The organism is Bacillus sp. X1(2014), assembly GCF_007678255.1.
The window spans coordinates 183,378-199,916 of the sequence record NZ_VEED01000001.1 but is presented as its reverse complement, the minus strand read 5'-3'; the positions used below and the strand labels follow the sequence as shown (position 1 = coordinate 199,916).

Below are 16,539 nucleotides of genomic sequence, written 5' to 3'. Positions count from 1 at the left end.
TCCAATTATGTGAAAAAAGAAGTATAATATTTTCTATAATAACTAATTTAAGATAATAATAGAAAATAGATAAAGAAATAGGTGATTAATAATGAACAATTGGGTTCGTAAAACGTTATTTGTACTAGTATCCGTTTTAACTTTTGGACTTGTTACACCAACACAGTTAATAGACCATATAAACGCAGAGAATCTCACGGATCGTGATGTGTTTGAAGCACCGTCAACAGAAAATGCCTATGGAAAAGAGAACAGGTTTGAGGAAACAGCTAAGTTTGATAGAGATAAATTTATAGAGGAACTGATGAAACAGGCGGAAATCCAGTCCTATCAGAAATTTGGTACTAAAATAAAGCCTGTCATCGAAAATGAATTCAAAGAAATTATTTTACCGAATATCGAAAGAGCTCTTGAGGAAATGGCCATTCAATTTCCTGAAGAAGATTTAAAAAATCTCACTATTACAGAACATCCCGGGGCAGGCCATTCGGAGAAAATATTTAATATTAATAATCGAGGAACCGGTAAAGATGTCCTTCGTTTCCATGTGAGACGTGATAATCCGCCACAAGAAGGCTATTGGTTTAATTTTCATTATCACACCTATCATGATGATTTCCAGAATCACCATGAATTAGGTGCCATTTATTGGGCTAAAAATACACCACCCAAATGGATGAGTTAAAGTGATTTGCTAATAAGCACAAAAAAAATTTATTATAATAATTGAAACCTTTTTATGACAAACTCGTAAATAGACTATTACCTAAAATGGAGGAATGAAAAATGGCAGTAAGTTTATCAAAAGGTCAAAAAGTGGATTTAACAAAAACCAATCCAGGATTAACAAACGTGGTAGTTGGACTTGGATGGGACACGAACAAATATGATGGCGGTAATGATTTTGATTTAGATTCATCTGTTTTCTTATTAGGAGAAAATGGAAAAGTAACGAATGAAACTGACTTTATTTTCTATAATAATCCCCAAGGAGCAAATGGTGCTGTTGTACATACTGGTGATAATCGCACAGGAGCTGGAGATGGTGATGATGAGGGTGTGCAAGTAAATCTTACATCGATCCCTGCTAATATTCAGAGGATTGCCTTTACGATTACGATTCATGATGCTGATAGCAGAAATCAAAACTTTGGTCAGGTTTCAAATGCCTATGCCCGCATCTATAATGAAGCCAATGGAGAAGAATTAATCCGCTATGATTTAGGTGAGGACTTCTCAATTGAAACAGCTATTGTTGTCGGGGAATTATATCGCCACAATGGTGAATGGAAATTCAGTGCCATTGGCAGCGGCTATCAAGGTGGTTTAGCGGCACTTGCCACAGACTTCGGCTTACAAATTGGTTAATTGTTAATTGTGAAAGATCCAGTTTTATACTGGGTCTTTTTACAAAAACTTTCTTAACAACTTGGGAGGAATTATTCTAAATGTCAGTTATTAATCATATCTTGGACACATATGCACAATTTTTTGATTTAGATATGTGGGGTAAGATATTATCAGATCCGGTCAGCTGGGGACTTATTGGGACTCTTATTATTTTAGAAGGGCTGCTTTCTGCGGATAACGCGCTTGTCTTGGCCGTAATGGTTAAACACTTGCCGCCTGAAAAGCGGAAAAGAGCTTTATTCTATGGTTTATTAGGTGCATATATATTCCGATTTATCGCAATTGGAATTGGAGTATACTTAATCAAGTTTTGGGTCATCAAAGCTCTTGGGGCAGCATATCTTGCTTGGTTAGCGATTAAGTATTTCATCGATAAGCGTAAAGGCGATACAGGTCATGATGAAGAGGAAGCAGAAGGAATTAATCAAGGCGGCTTACTAATCCGTTTATTTGGTACCTTCTGGGGAACCGTAGCAGCAGTTGAATTAATGGATATTGCTTTCTCGGTCGATAGCGTACTTGCTGCATTTGGAGTCAGCAACCAAGTTTGGATTCTGTTTGTAGGTGGTATCCTCGGTGTGTTAATGATGCGAGGTGTTGCTGGTGTATTCCTTACCTTAATTGACAGAATTCCAGAACTTGAAACCACTGCTTATATCTTAATTCTGATTATTTCTATTAAGATGGCACTAACCTTACCATTATTTAACATTCATATTGAATCATTACATTTCTTTATTATACTCGCTATAACATTTGGAGCTACCTTTATTGTTCACTTCATGAATAAGAAGAAGGAAGCCAGTAAACAAAACCAATCATAATCTATTGATTAAAAAGGGGAGCTGACGAGAGTCCGTCTCCTCTATTTTTTAGCTTTAAAAGAGGAGAAATTGGTTATGGAATTTTTTACATACTTTTACCAGGATGAAATTAAACGCTTCTTCTTTCAAAAACCGCAGACATTTACTAAATATTCTAACCGTGAACTCCTATCCTATGGTTTAGGAGCTACTCTTTATATGCCAGCGACACGCCCAAATATTCATCAAGAAATACTATCCAAAAAACATGAAGGATTAACCTCTCTTGTCATCGACTTAGAAGATGCCGTAGGGGATCACGAGGTAACGGATGCGGAAGCAATGCTCATCCATGAATTGGTAAAGTTACATGCTGAAATAAATAAGGGATTCCTAAGCTATACGGATCTCCCACTCATGTTTATCCGAATTCGAAATGTTGAGCAGTTTAAAAGGGTAACGGCTCAATTAGCTGATGCCATTCATCTTCTGACGGGAGTAGTTCTTCCAAAATTCAGCGCCGAAACAGGTGAAGAACTATTATTAGAGGTAAGCAGTTTACATACTAAGCAGCATCCATTTTATGCTATGCCAGTTTTGGAGACAGCTAAGGTCATCCAAAAAGAAACGAGAATGGAAGAATTAATAAGTATAAAAACTCTACTTGATCGTTACAAGGAATATATTCTAAATGTACGAATTGGGGCGACCGATTTTTGTGGATTATATGGAATACGCCGAAGTGCAGATACAACGGTGTATGATATTGCTGTTTTGAGAGATTGCATTTCTGACATAATTAACGTCTTTCAACGTTTTGACAGTCCCTACGTTGTTTCTGGTCCTGTATGGGAGTATTTTTCTGCGAAAAAAAGAATGCTCAAGCCACAGTTAAGGCAAACCCCTTTTCGTGAAAAGTATGGTGATGAAGGGCTGAAATGGCGGGCAAAATTAATTGATGATCATATGGATGGATTAATTCAGGAAATCCTCATGGATATCGCAAACGGGCTAACAGGAAAAACGATTATCCATCCCACACATATCAAAGTCGTTCAAGCCCTTAATGTGGTTTCCTACGAAGAATTCATTGATGCCAGCAATATCATAGAAGCGGCTACAGGAGAAATTGGCGTGATGAAAAGTAATTTTGCAAATAAAATGAATGAGATTAAACCTCACTATTATTGGGCTAAAAAAACCATCTTAAAATCAAAGTTATACGGGGTGCTGCATGAAGAATTCACAACCATTGACCTTATCAAAAAAGAAGTATACGTATAATATTTTAGACTCGATTGAGACCGAGATTGAAGTGACTGAAAATCCGTATGAGCTGCCGATCCAAGAGTTATTTACCATGGCGGCAAGGATCAATAAGAAGCGTTCTTTCCTTTTCGTAAGTAAGGTGCTGGGTAAACACTTACCGGTAAATCCCCATAAAGGGCTGTTGACTGCTGCCCTCCTAGGTGCAAGATATTTTGAAATGGTAAAGGGAATCAAATATGTAGAAACTGAGAAACTATTAACCTCGTTTTATAGAGAAGAATTATACAAGAGTAAGGCGTTTATTCCTGAACAAGTCTGTCCAGTAGTGATTGGCTTTGCTGAAACAGCCACAGCCCTTGGTCATGCTTTCTTTGATTGTTTTCAAAACGCCGAATATTTCCATACCACTCGGGAAGAAATCATGCAGGTGAGACCGGAAATTACCTTTGAAGAAGAGCATTCTCATGCAACATCCCACCGCTGCTATATTCCGTTGGAGATGATTCAAAATGGACGAGAAATTATCCTTGTTGATGATGAATTGACCACAGGTAAAACGGCCTTAAATATTATCGAATCGATTCATAGCAAATTTCCGAGACAAGTCTATACGATCGTTTCCATTTTGGATTGGCGTTCAGAACAGGATCGAAATAGATTTCAGCAGGTTCAACAGGACCTTGGTATAAAAATCAATGTCGTAAGTCTGATAACGGGTACTGTCCAGGTGAAGCAGATTCGAGAAATCGCGAATCATTCACCAATCATCGAAAGTGAAGATTATGCTAAGGCATCCGTAGAATGGATTGACCTATCTCCATTTTTTTCGAACACCACCCTTTCTGTGGATAACCCAATGAATCAATCAGCATTTATTCACGAAACAGGGCGATTTGGTCTTAGTAGTTCAGACAATAATTATCTTCACCAGAAAGCCTCTCTAGCTGCGGCAGTATTGAATCAAAAAAGATCGGGGCAAAGGACTCTTTGCTTAGGAACCGGAGAATTTATGTATCTTCCTATGAAACTCGCGTCTCTATTGGGCAGTGGAATTTTATATCAATCGACTACCAGAAGCCCTATCTTTATTGAAAACAAAGTGGGTTATGGGGCAAGGTTCGGAGAGTCTTTTCCAAATCCGGAAGATTTATCGATCACTCACTTTGTTTACAACATCCCGCCAGGATTCTACGATGAATTATTTGTTTTCATGGAGAGAAAAGTAGAATCAGAGAGTATACAGCCGCTTCTGAAAGAACTGGAGAAATTACGAATAAAGATGATTAGACTCGTCTATTTTTCTAATAATCGAGGGGAACAAGATGAAAATCACAACCAATAAACCAGCAAGCATCGGAAGTTATAACGCGGAGGACGTTCAATTTCTATTAAAGGATTTAAGTGAGATTTCCTTAGAGGATACCACAGAGAATCGAGAAATAAAGGTTCAATCAGGTGTTCACTATAGTGAATCGTTACCTATCGAGTACCAGCCGCCAAAAGCCTATGTAGATTTATTCTGGTCCACTCTCAAGGAATATAAGCAAAAAGTGGCCTTATGCATCGGGATTGTTGCCGAACGAATCTATCAATCGAAAGGTGATAAGACTGTCCTCGTGTCCCTTGCACGTGCAGGAACACCGGTTGGAATCTTGATAAAAAGATATATACAGATGAACTACCATGTTTCAGTGCCGCATTATAGTATTTCTATCATTCGTGATAGAGGGGTCGATGAAAATGCCTTGAAGTACATTTTAACTCAACACCCAAATGCTGAAATTCAGTTTGTTGATGGATGGACGGGTAAGGGGGCCATTTCGAAAGAATTGACAAAAGCCTGTCACGAGTACAAAAAAAATTACGGGGTCTCACTGGATGACACATTGGCAGTAATTGCCGATCCCGGCTATTGCACGACATTGTTTGGGACAAGGGAAGATTTTTTAATCCCAAGTGCTTGTCTTAACTCAACCGTATCTGGGTTGGTAAGCAGAACTGTTTTAAATGATTTATATATCGGCAAGGATGATTTCCATGGAGCGAAGTATTATCAGGAATTGATTCCCATCGATGTTTCCAATGAATATATTGATTTGATTAGTAGGGAATTTGAAAGCATTTCTGTGGAAGCGGCTGAAGTCGCTCGAAACATGGTTGTCGAAAGAATAGAAACGGGATTCCTAGGTATGGAGGACGTCAAACGAATTCAAACTGAATTTGGCATTGAAAGCCCTCATTTTATTAAACCAGGGGTTGGAGAAACAACGAGAGTATTACTTCGCAGGGTTCCATGGAAAATTCTAATGCGCGATCCTTCAAGTCCATTCGTCAAACATATTCTAATGCTCGCAGAAGAAAAGGGAGTAGAAGTCGTACCATATCCAAATTTAAAGTATTTATGCTGCGGCTTAATAAAATCGGTTAAGGTGAGTAACCAATGATTTTTGCATCTGACCTAGACCGTACAATAGTTTATTCGCAACGGGCGATCGAGGATCTAGGTAACGATGATCCGATCGTCCTTAAACCAGTTGAAAGAAAAGACGATAACTGGGTTGCCTACATGACTGAAACATCCTATTCAGCATTAAAAGAGTTAGCAATGAATACTTTATTTATTCCAGTTACTACAAGGACAACAGAACAATTTAACCGTTTTCAAATTTTTAAGGATGACATTCCAATTAAATATGCAATCACTTCAAATGGGGCCAATATCATTTATCAGGGTATGTTGTTGAAAGATTGGTCAGCACATATTATCAATCGTATGACTGAGGAATCAGTTACCCAAGAGCTGCTGCTAACTAAGCTGAAGAAGGAAGGTTTCATCTTTGATGGGCAAATGAAGCAGGCGGAGAATTTATTTTTCTATTTCATTTTGAACAGTCTTCCACCTGCTTCTGATCTCCAAGTGATTCATGAAGTGGCAGTTCTAAATGGATGGAGAATCTCCTTACAAGGAAGAAAACTCTACTTTATCCCTCGAGCAATTAGCAAAGGGGACGCTCTTGAATATATCTCAAAACGAGAAGGAATGAAAGTAATTGCTGGTGCGGGGGACTCCATACTAGATTGGGACTTTCTGAAAACCTGCCACTATCGTTTTGTCCCGTCCCATGGGGAACTGGCAAGGGTGTCAGGCACCAATGATTATACTCTGACAAAAAATAAGGGGATCGGTGCAGGGGAGGAGATTATCCTGCAATTTCTACAACTGCTTCGTCTTACAATTTAATCTTTTTATCTTTTCGTGTAATAACGAAAAAATAAACACAGGAAAATAAACTATACGTTCCTAAGCAGAATAGGACTGACAAGGCTAATGATTGCAATATTGGAGATAGTAGAAACGTAAAGATGAAACTGAAAATAAATAAATCAAGATAAACAAAAACATCGGAAACCATTACATCCATAACGGTATCCAATTCCTCTTGTATCTGCTCCATCCGCGGCCGCTTATATAAAAAACGCATTTGAGTCACCTACTTTAGTGTGAGTACTCAATAATATGTAAGGACAAGGAAAAAGGTGAAAAATGAGGGAATTACCAGTTGTATGAAACATTTTTTAAGGAGTTTCGTATAAACAAATGAACCAATTAAATAACTGTGATATGATGTTATGGAAACCTTACATAATTTTCTAAACGCTTGAAAAAAAAGCTTTCGCTTCTAGAGGGAAGGGATTATGAATGAATCCACCATATAATCAGTTAAAGGCCCAACCTGTCGCCCTTTCATATGAAAATTGGCAGGCTTTGCTGAAGAAACCACTGCCAGAGCGGCCATATTTTTCATTAGAAAATGGCACCATTCACATTGGGCAAGTAATTGGGAAGTTCCTTGGAATACCTATCGACCAGGATCACTATTATAACCAGCTCTTTGATTATGTGAATAATCCGGAATGGAAACTGCATTTATTAAGCGAAGAGTCACTGGATAAAACGATTAATAACCATCACTTTCAATCCATTCAAAAAGTCATCAATATCCATCGAGAACAAAAGCTGTCCATCAACCGATTTACAGCTTTTCTTGAAGGGGAACAGCTATTGTTGAAATCCAGGGTCCCTGTTATTCATCGGAAACTGCGCGAAGCGATGATTGCAACATTAGAGATGTTCGCGAAGGTTGAAAAAGACGGTTTAGTCAACCATGATTTAAGGCGGGTTCTGGTTGATCTTGTGAAATGGTCCATCAATCATTTAGAGCCAGTTTTGGAAAAGTGCGATCCACAAAAAGAACTGCCAAAATTTTTGTGGTATGGCGATTTTAAGAAAAGTCACCAATATTTTTTATATTATTTAATAAAGCTAGGCTGTGATCTGGTCATTTTCCACCCAGAAGGTAAGGATATCTTAGAAGGGATGATGAGTGAGCCGGTTTTCTCTCATGAATACCCTAATCGGATCCCTGCAGAACCATTCCCTAAGGCAAAGCGCACGCGTAAAGCAACGGTTGCTTACCGTGCTTCCAAAGAAATAGAGACCATTTTAAACCAAGAGGGTTCTGGCCTTTACAAGCCATGGCAATTAAGGGATTACACACCATCTTCGATTACGTTAAAAACCACGTATGATGAACTTTTTATCCTTGGAAAAGAAATAGCAATGATTAGGCCTGATTTTGAGGTAGGGAACGGACAAGTTAAAATTCCTTCCATCTTTGCTAAGGTTCAGGGTGTGAGTAAGAATCGTAAAGAGTACTGGGACCGCTTGCAATCACTGAGTGAATTAGATCATAGTTTACTGATTCGCCGCTTGCCGATCACGATGGAAAGCACAAGTGATTTTCGCTTTCATTATCGAAATGCATACGGAAAGGATGGCTTGATTAACCCTGAAATCATGATGAAGTCACATTATTGGCCTTACTCGTTCCTATCAACCGGCTTACAAAAGGGAATTGCTAACGCGGTGAGAAGAATATGTGATAAACCAGGTTTTAAGCCCCTGCCAACGGAAACGATAGAAGACGTAAAAATGTATTTATTTACGCAGGCCTTGTTTATGCCTAAGCCGATTATTCAGTTGATAGAGAAATTTGACTACTCCCAACATGTACCGAAATTAATCATTTTTAATAATGAACTAGCTGGTATGCTGACAAGGTCCGATGCAGCACTGCTTTTACTTTTAAATCAATTTGGGATCGATATCATCCTTTATAATCCTCCTGGCCATAATGATATTGAAAATTTTCTAGACGAACGGTTATTTGATAAGCATTGGCTCGAAGATGTTGTTTTTGAATTGGAGTTTAAGGAACCGTCCATTTTCAAAAAAGGGCTTTTCCAAGGAATCTTAAAAAATTTAAGGGGAGATTAATAAGTGAATCTTACGCCTAATCCATCAAGCGGCTTAACGCCCGCAGGTACAGATGACATCCTCACAGAAACGAAAGTTTCTGACATTAAACTTGCACTTCGGAAAGAACCAGAAATTCAAAATTTGGCCCGTACAATTGATGAACGTGACCAGATTCAAGTGCTAGAGTTTGGGAAGGAACCTGCTGTTCAAATTTCCCGTTTTTCTGACCAGATATTAAATAATATGCGGACAACGAAAGTAGAGGACTCAGGTGAACTCCTTAAGCAACTGGGCCGCATCATGGATAAGTTTGATGCAAAAGACTTTCAAAAGACGTCAGGCGGACTTTTCGGAAAGCTCTTTAAAAAGGGTGAAAAGATGGTTGAAAAGCTGTTTGGCAAGTACCAAACCATGGGCTCTGAAATTGATAAGGTATACATAGAAATATCCAAATATCAGCATGAAATGGTTGATTCAACCAATATGCTCGAACAAATGTATGAGCAAAACTATCAATACTATTTGACACTTGAAAAATATATTGTTGCTGGTGAAATAAAAGTAGAGGAATTAAAGAATAATCAACTTCCACAGCTTGAAGCACGGACAGCAGCTGGTGATCAGATGGCCTCCATGCAATTGGACTCGCTTAAAAATGTTATTGAGTTATTGGAACAGCGCATCTATGATTTGGAAATGGCAAAAATGGTTGCTCTGCAAACTGCTCCTCAGATTCGCCTTTTACAAAGAGGAAATACGAAACTGATTGGTAAAATTAATTCGGCATTTGTCACGACCATTCCGATTTTTAAGAATGGGTTAATTCAAGCGATGGCAGCGAAAAGACAAAAGCTAGTGGCTGATTCGATGAGTGAATTAGACCGCAGGACAAACGAAATGCTTCTTAAGAATGCGCAGAACATTTCGCAGCAAAGCACCGATATTGCGAGACTAGCTGGTGGTCCAAGTATTAAAATTGAAACGATTGAAGAATCTTGGAACATTATCATAAAGGGTATGCAGGAAACAAAGGCGATTGAAGAGGAAAATAAACGAATGCGGGTGGAGGGCACAAAACGTCTAGAACAGCTGCAAGATAACTTTAAAAAATTGAAGCAATCTTAAATAAGATTTTTGTTGATATTGCCACTGTTGATTGGAGAGGAAGGCGCGAGACTCCTGCGGGAGTACGGGACAGGGGAGACCCCACAGGCGCTTTAGCGCCGAGGAGGCTCGCCGGAACGCCCGCGGAAAGCGAAGTGCCTGGAGCGGAAATCAACAGCCAAGTTTAAAGTGCTTAAAAATATAAAAATTTCTAATAGGAGTGATTAATTTGGCTATTAATTTACAAAAAGGTCAACGAGTGGATTTAACAAAGAGTAATCCTGGATTATCTAAAATCATGGTCGGTTTAGGCTGGGACCCAGTTCAAAGCGGCGGTGGAGGCGGCTTATTCGGAGGCTTGTTTGGCGGCGGCAGTGCGGCTAATGTGGACTGTGATGCCTCAGTTATTATGCTGGGCGCAAACGATAAGCTTCAAAACAACAAAGATGTCATTTACTTCGGAAACTTGCGTAGCAATGATGGCAGTGTACAACACTCAGGAGATAATCTAACAGGCGATGGTGACGGCGATGACGAGCAGGTAATGATCGATTTAAGCCGTGTTCCGGCCAATATTCAGAAACTTGTTTTCGTTGTAAATATTTACGACTGTGTTAAGAGAAAGCAGCATTTTGGAATGATTAAAAATGCATTTATCAGGGTTGTAAATCCAGGAAATAATCAAGAGTTACTTCACTACAACCTAACAGACAATTACAGCGGTCTAACATGCCTTGTGACAGGAGAAATTTACCGTCACGGCAATGAATGGAAGTTTGCAGCAATCGGCAGTGGTACAAATGCAGCAAGCCTTAGTGAAGTCGTTCGTTCCTTTAGTTAAGTAGGGTAAAAAGTTCAAATAGAGGTGATTCCTTTTGGGTATTAACTTGTCAAAGGGGCAAAGAATTGATTTAACAAAAACAAACCCAGGCTTAACGAAAGTAGTTGTGGGCCTCGGCTGGGATACGAATCGTTATCATGGCGGAAATGACTTTGACTTGGATGCATCGGCGTTTTTAGCTGACGCAAATGGCAGAGTCGTAAACGATTCGGACTTTATTTTTTACAATCAGCTCGTCCACCCTTCAGGTTCGGTTGAGCATACAGGAGATAATCGAACGGGTGAAGGTGACGGAGACGATGAACAGATCAAGATTGATTTCAGTAAAGTCCCATCACATGTGCACCGGATCGCCATTACAGTAACCATACATGATGCAGAGGCAAGATTTCAAAATTTCGGCCAAGTATCCAACGCTTTTGTTCGCCTAGTTGATGAAGATACGGAAAATGAGATATTGCGCTTTGATCTTGGCGAGGACTTTTCCGTAGAGACAGCCGTTGTTTTTTGTGAACTCTATCGTCATAATGGCGATTGGAAATTTAATGCAATTGGCAGCGGTTTTGCAGGTGGATTAGCAGCCCTTTGCCGAAATTATGGTTTAGAAGTGTAACTTTAAGAAGCTGCCGTTATGGCAGCTTCTTCCCTTTTTTTATCCAGTAATTCCTTATAATTTTCCGAAACCGCATTCGCGTTCCCATGTTATAATTCAAGTAATCTATGAAATGACAAGGGGATGATAGGGTGCGAAAAACTATCGTTTCAGTATTAATCGCTGGATTGTTTCTATCATCAATCACTACTTCGCAAGCATCGTATGATGGTGTTTGGCTTGGAGATTATTCGACGAATTCTGTACTCTACCAATCCCTTAAAGTTGATCAATCATTATCACTTCTCGATCAAATTATTGTCTTACCTAAGAAAAGTTTTGATCAAAAAGAAGCGGCTGTAATGATTAACAGAATTGATTCCATCCACGACTCTATTTTAAAAAAAGTAAAAAAACACGGAATCCGCTTGAAACTCTTTACCGGAAGACTTACAGATAATCCGACAGCAAGTCATCTAAAAGGGAAAATTCCAAGAGGATATACCAATAATGTAACCTGGGATGAAGTCCCTGGGATTGGCGGTTCGAAGGTGGTATTGGTTAAAATCGGTGCGAGTGATAAAGGGCATGGCCACGGCTCTATAAATTTGGAATTACATGAACTGGCACATTCCATCGATCATTATGTGTTTAATGAAATTAGTGGTTCGAAAGAATTTTTGAATATGTTGGAATTGGAACATGAACAATTGTTTCCGGGAAACAGTTATTTTCAATATCCAGAAGAATATTTTGCAGAGACTTTTGCAATGTACTATTTAAATGCTGATTCGAAAGAACTATTACGGACGAAAGCACCGAAAACATTTGAATTTATAGCCAGCCTTCACTAAAATAAATTAAGATGAATTGAAGTTAAGGGAGTTGTCCGGGGTGAAGCAATATTTAGATTTGTGTAAGCATGTCCTTGAAAATGGAAACGTAAAGGGCGACCGAACAGGTACAGGAACGATTAGTACCTTCGGGTATCAAATGAGATTTAATTTAGCGGAAGGGTTTCCGCTCATGACTACGAAAAAGCTGCATTTAAAATCAATTATCTTTGAACTACTTTGGTTTTTAAACGGTGATACTAACGTTCGATATTTACAGGAGAATGGTGTTCGTATTTGGAATGAATGGGCCGATGAAAACGGAGAATTGGGTCCTGTTTATGGTCACCAATGGCGTTCATGGACAGGGGCTGACGGTAAAACTGTTGATCAGATTAGCGAACTCATCGACCAAATCAAAACAAATCCAAATTCACGAAGACTGCTGGTTAATGCTTGGAATGTGGCGGAAATTGACAACATGGCGCTGCCACCGTGCCACTGCATGTTCCAATTTTACGTGGCAGACGGTAAATTATCCTGTCAGCTTTACCAACGCTCAGCAGATGTCTTTCTAGGCGTCCCATTTAATATTGCATCCTATGCGCTTCTGACGATGATGATTGCTCAGGTATGTGACCTTGAACCAGGCGAATTTATCCATACATTCGGTGATGTTCATATTTATCAAAATCATCTCGAACAAGTAAAGTTACAAATGGGGAGAGAGCCTCGTGCCTTGCCGGTTCTCAAAATAAATCCGTCCGTTAAAGATATCTATTCTTTTGAGTATGAAGACTTTACACTTGAAGGGTATGACCCACATCCCCATATTAAAGGAGTGGTCAGTGTATGATTTCCTTTATTGTCGCGATGGACGAAAATAGAGTAATTGGGAAAGATAATCAACTGCCTTGGCATTTACCCGAGGATTTAAAGTTCTTTAAGCGGGTTACCATGGGTCATCCGATTGCGATGGGAAGAAAAACGCATGAATCCATTGGCCGAGTTCTTCCAGGCAGAGAGAATATTGTCATCACTCGCCAAGCTGATTATCGTAGTGAAAATTGTACAGTTTTTACCTCGGTTGAAAATTTTGTCACGTATTGCCAGAAGCAAAACGATGAAATCTTTGTAATTGGCGGAGCAGAAATATTCAAAGAGACATTTGCCTTCGTGGATCGTCTTTACATTACACATATTCATGATGAATTTGCAGGCGACACGTTCTTTCCTGAATTTGATTCAAGCGATTGGGAACTAGTGTCTAATGAAAAAGGCCCTAGAGATGATAAAAATCCGTATGATTATGAGTTTAGAATTTATGATAGAAAGTCTAATGTGTAATTAATAATTTATCATTGACTTCATGAAGTTGTAATTGTTAAATTATCAGTAGTAATTTATAATGTGTTAAGCAATACTAAATATCATAAAGATATTGCTCTAAGTAGATATTGTGAAATTACTATGAATTATTGATGATAAATTACCTAAAAAGGATTTTTGGTAATATAATCATAGTAGCAATAATAAACAATTAAAGGGGATGTACATCCATGTTTTCTAATATCGGAGTACCCGGATTGATTTTGATTTTAACACTTGCATTAATTATATTCGGACCTAAGAAACTTCCAGAAATCGGCCGTGCGTTCGGACAAACCTTAAAGGAATTTAAAAAGTCCACACGTGAACTTACAGATGATGTCATGAAAGACATTGATGAAGAAAAGAAAAACTTGACTAAATAAGGTGTGAGATTTCCGTCTTACACCTTTTCTTCTTTAATCTTAGTCAATAAAAAATAATCACCATGATTTAGGAATTTTATGGTACATTTCGTATATAATCCTAATTGAAGTTGTTTTACTTAGAGTACAAGCACGTGCTCTTTTTTAATCTTTTGAAATTGGCAGGGGAAGTACATGGATGATAGAGAATTAAATTTGGTGGATCATTTAGAGGAACTGCGCAAACGGATTATAATTTCTGCACTTGCCTTTATAGTTTTTTTTATTGTCGGTTTTATTTATGTTGATGATATCTATAAATGGTTTGTTGGAAATGAAAAACTACTAGTTCTCGGCCCTAGTGATATTATGTGGATCTATTTCATGCTGGCAACCGTTATAGCCGTGGCAGGAACCATTCCTGTCCTCGCCTTACAAATTTGGCTGTTTGTGAGACCAGCATTGAAACCGATTGAAAGAAGAATAACCCTATCCTATGTTCCAGCTTTATTTTTCTTATTTATTATCGGTTTAGCCTTTGGATATTTTGTCATTTTCCCAATGGTGTTAGACTTTTTAGTGAACATAGGCAAAGATATGTTTGTCACAAACTTCACTGCCGAAAGATATTTTAGCTTTATCTTGAACATGACCCTGCCATTCGGGGTATTGTTTGAACTTCCGGTTGTTGTTATGTTTTTAACTTCGCTGGGAATCATTAACCCGTTTGTCCTTTCAAAAATTCGTAAATATGCCTACTTCGTACTTATTATCATTGCGATTGTTATTACACCACCGGACTTTATGTCTGATTTTGTCGTAACCGTACCACTTTTACTGCTGTACGAAATCAGTATTAATTTATCGAAATTTGTTTATCGTAAACGGTTGAAAAAGCAGCAGGAAGAGGATACAGAAGAGATGGTTGAAGCGTAAATAAGCTGTAAAAGCAAAAAATGAGCCCCCATTCCATTAGGAATGGGGGCATATTTTTTAGCTTTTGTTCTGTTCTTTCATCCATGACTGAAATTTTTTGTAGTTTCGATACTCATGAAAGTCTTCTTTCTTTAAACCATCCTCAATCGCCTGGCGGATCAAAATCTTCCATTCCTCATCCAGTTCGCTGTCCCCATGGATCTTTGGTTTAGACTCCTCTAGCAGGTATTGAACGCTAGTGTCTAAAGGTTCAGCGACCTTAACTAAAAACTGAAGCAATAAAACCATACGAATTCCCATTATTCGATTAGTAAACAGGCCAATCAAATTGACCTGTTTTTTTGTTGAGTAATAACAAACGACTAGGAAATATTTCTTAATCCAAGCAGAATAAGACACATTTCGTACCAAATTGGGTGTATAATATACACAAACGGGTGAAAAAGAGGATTGATATTTTGTTATTCAAAAGCCTAGAGTTCAAAAATGTTATTGGACAGAAGGTTAAAATTATTGAAATTCCTGTATTGGAGGAAGATAGCGCTTATAAATTTATGATCCAAGTCCGTTTACAGACGTATGTTACGTCGCTCTATGAGGAAAAAAGCTTGAAAAAATGCTATTCCTTTAAAGATTATCTGAAAAAGATCATGAAATGGCCTGATTATGAACGCTTGTTTAAAATAGGAGAATTAAAGAATAACGCTTAATACATTTAGAGCATCACAGGGGATCCCCCAGCGGTGCTTTTTAATGTTAAAAACTCATCAAAAGTGATGTATGTTATTCCTTTCCACTTCACTTAACTGTATAATACAAAGCAGTACTGGTAGGGAAGTGACTGTTTTGAGCAAAATTAAAATTGTAACCGATTCAACGATGGACATGCCGTTAGATATGGCCGAAAAACTTGGTATTGTAGTAGTACCATTGTCCGTAACTATAAATGGAGAATCCTACTTAGATAGAGTAGAATTAGATCCTGCTGAATATATAGAAATGATGAAAAAGTCAGAGGAATTACCGAAAAGTTCGCAACCTTCTACTGGGACCTTCCTTGAAGTATACGACCGGCTCGGGGATGAAGGGTATGAAGTATTATCGATCCACATGACAGGAAAAATGAGCGGTACCGTTCGTTCAGCTGAAAGCGCTGCCCAGATGACGAAAACAAAAGTCACCGTTGTTGACTCGTTGTTTATTTCGTTGGCGCTTCAATTCCAGGTCAAGGAAGCAGCGGAAATGGCGAAACAGGGGAAAAGTATCGAGGAAATCTTAACACGCCTAGACAAGATACGCGAAAATACCAAACTTTATATTATGGTCGATACGCTTGAAAACATGGTGAAGGGCGGAAGAATCGGTAAAGGGAAGGCTTTTATAGGCTCGTTACTAAATATCAAGCCGATTGCGTCTCTTGAAGGGGCAGAATACAACCCAGTTGCCAAGGTTCGAAGTCATTCCCAGGTGGTTAAATATTTGGCTAAACAAATTGCAGAAGATGTTAAAGGGAAAACCATACTTGGCGCAGGCATTGTTCATGCCGAAGCGATCCAACTTTCATCTAAACTTAAAGAAGCAATCATAGAATTAACAGGCTATCGGGATATCTCAATTGATTATACCGGTCCTACCATTAGTACTCACACGGGACCTGGTACAATCGCTTTAATGTATTATACGGAATAGCCAAAAAGG

The 16,539-nt window shown here is 38.6% G+C and carries 20 protein-coding genes; 18 read left to right on the top strand and 2 right to left on the bottom strand.

Going from position 1 to position 16,539, the window contains the following annotated elements:
* Positions 1-91: 91 nt before the first annotated feature.
* From FS608_RS01020 to FS608_RS00990, 7 genes are all read left to right on the top strand, one after another.
* Positions 92-685 carry a YpjP family protein gene (locus tag FS608_RS01020; RefSeq protein WP_144547323.1) on the top strand — a complete coding sequence of 198 codons (594 nt, stop codon included), beginning with the start codon at positions 92-94 and terminating at the stop codon, positions 683-685.
* A 101-nt stretch (positions 686-786) separates the two neighbouring features.
* Positions 787-1,368: a TerD family protein gene (locus tag FS608_RS01015; RefSeq protein WP_144547321.1), complete on the top strand. Its 582-nt coding sequence runs from the start codon at positions 787-789 to the stop codon at positions 1,366-1,368.
* An 80-nt stretch (positions 1,369-1,448) separates the two neighbouring features.
* Positions 1,449-2,234 (top strand): TerC family protein, encoded by a 786-nt coding sequence (locus FS608_RS01010; RefSeq protein ID WP_144547319.1) that lies wholly within the window; start codon positions 1,449-1,451, stop codon positions 2,232-2,234.
* Positions 2,235-2,309: 75 nt separating this feature from the next.
* Positions 2,310-3,497 carry an HpcH/HpaI aldolase/citrate lyase family protein gene (locus FS608_RS01005; protein WP_144547317.1) on the top strand — a complete coding sequence of 396 codons (1,188 nt, stop codon included), beginning with the start codon at positions 2,310-2,312 and terminating at the stop codon, positions 3,495-3,497.
* A complete protein-coding gene (locus FS608_RS01000; protein ID WP_260871551.1) occupies positions 3,448-4,824 on the top strand; it encodes a phosphoribosyltransferase family protein in 1,377 nt (458 codons plus the stop codon). Before FS608_RS01005 ends, FS608_RS01000 begins: the two co-directional genes overlap by 50 nt.
* Positions 4,805-5,926, top strand: coding sequence for a cysteine protease StiP family protein (locus FS608_RS00995; RefSeq protein ID WP_144547315.1), 1,122 nt, complete (start codon positions 4,805-4,807; stop codon positions 5,924-5,926). The genes FS608_RS01000 and FS608_RS00995 overlap by 20 nt, the downstream gene beginning before the upstream one ends.
* Complete coding sequence (locus tag FS608_RS00990; RefSeq protein ID WP_144547313.1) at positions 5,923-6,723, top strand: HAD family hydrolase; 801 nt, start codon at positions 5,923-5,925, stop codon at positions 6,721-6,723. The genes FS608_RS00995 and FS608_RS00990 overlap by 4 nt, the downstream gene beginning before the upstream one ends.
* Here FS608_RS00990 and FS608_RS00985 read toward each other — a convergent pair.
* Positions 6,713-6,964: a hypothetical protein gene (locus FS608_RS00985; protein ID WP_144547311.1), complete on the bottom strand. Its 252-nt coding sequence runs from the start codon at positions 6,962-6,964 to the stop codon at positions 6,713-6,715. The genes FS608_RS00990 and FS608_RS00985 overlap by 11 nt on opposite strands.
* A 218-nt stretch (positions 6,965-7,182) precedes the next feature.
* On the opposite strand from FS608_RS00985, the gene FS608_RS00980 reads away from it, so the two are divergent.
* The 9 genes from FS608_RS00980 (at position 7,183) to tatC (ending at position 14,841) form a co-directional block, all read left to right on the top strand.
* The gene (locus FS608_RS00980; RefSeq protein WP_144547309.1) at positions 7,183-8,820 is read left to right on the top strand and encodes a YceG family protein; all 1,638 of its coding nucleotides are present in this window, start codon (positions 7,183-7,185) and stop codon (positions 8,818-8,820) included.
* Between the two features lie 3 nt (positions 8,821-8,823).
* A complete protein-coding gene (locus FS608_RS00975; protein ID WP_144547307.1) occupies positions 8,824-9,927 on the top strand; it encodes a toxic anion resistance protein in 1,104 nt (367 codons plus the stop codon).
* 208 nt (positions 9,928-10,135) lie between these two features.
* Positions 10,136-10,747 (top strand): TerD family protein, encoded by a 612-nt coding sequence (locus tag FS608_RS00970; protein ID WP_144547305.1) that lies wholly within the window; start codon positions 10,136-10,138, stop codon positions 10,745-10,747.
* 34 nt (positions 10,748-10,781) lie between these two features.
* Positions 10,782-11,360 carry a TerD family protein gene (locus FS608_RS00965; protein ID WP_144547303.1) on the top strand — a complete coding sequence of 193 codons (579 nt, stop codon included), beginning with the start codon at positions 10,782-10,784 and terminating at the stop codon, positions 11,358-11,360.
* Positions 11,361-11,491: 131 nt separating this feature from the next.
* Positions 11,492-12,193, top strand: a complete 702-nt coding sequence (locus tag FS608_RS00960) for an anthrax toxin lethal factor-related metalloendopeptidase (RefSeq protein ID WP_144547301.1) — start codon at positions 11,492-11,494, stop codon at positions 12,191-12,193.
* Positions 12,194-12,233: 40 nt separating this feature from the next.
* Positions 12,234-13,028, top strand: a complete 795-nt coding sequence (locus FS608_RS00955) for a thymidylate synthase (RefSeq protein ID WP_144547299.1) — start codon at positions 12,234-12,236, stop codon at positions 13,026-13,028.
* A complete protein-coding gene (locus tag FS608_RS00950) occupies positions 13,025-13,519 on the top strand; it encodes a dihydrofolate reductase (RefSeq protein ID WP_144547297.1) in 495 nt (164 codons plus the stop codon). Before FS608_RS00955 ends, FS608_RS00950 begins: the two co-directional genes overlap by 4 nt.
* 212 nt (positions 13,520-13,731) lie before the next feature.
* Complete coding sequence (locus FS608_RS00945; protein WP_066256906.1) at positions 13,732-13,926, top strand: twin-arginine translocase TatA/TatE family subunit; 195 nt, start codon at positions 13,732-13,734, stop codon at positions 13,924-13,926.
* 174 nt (positions 13,927-14,100) lie between these two features.
* The gene (tatC, locus tag FS608_RS00940; RefSeq protein WP_144547295.1) at positions 14,101-14,841 is read left to right on the top strand and encodes a twin-arginine translocase subunit TatC; all 741 of its coding nucleotides are present in this window, start codon (positions 14,101-14,103) and stop codon (positions 14,839-14,841) included.
* Between the two features lie 57 nt (positions 14,842-14,898).
* Here the strand turns inward: tatC and FS608_RS00935 are convergent, their stop codons facing one another.
* The gene (locus FS608_RS00935; RefSeq protein ID WP_144547293.1) at positions 14,899-15,141 is read right to left on the bottom strand and encodes a hypothetical protein; all 243 of its coding nucleotides are present in this window, start codon (positions 15,139-15,141) and stop codon (positions 14,899-14,901) included.
* A gap of 158 nt (positions 15,142-15,299) precedes the next feature.
* On the opposite strand from FS608_RS00935, the gene FS608_RS00930 reads away from it, so the two are divergent.
* Together FS608_RS00930 and FS608_RS00925 are read left to right on the top strand one after the other, a co-directional pair.
* Positions 15,300-15,551, top strand: a complete 252-nt coding sequence (locus tag FS608_RS00930) for a DUF2535 family protein (RefSeq protein WP_144547291.1) — start codon at positions 15,300-15,302, stop codon at positions 15,549-15,551.
* A 136-nt stretch (positions 15,552-15,687) separates the two neighbouring features.
* A complete protein-coding gene (locus FS608_RS00925; RefSeq protein WP_144547289.1) occupies positions 15,688-16,530 on the top strand; it encodes a DegV family protein in 843 nt (280 codons plus the stop codon).
* Positions 16,531-16,539 lie beyond the last annotated feature (9 nt).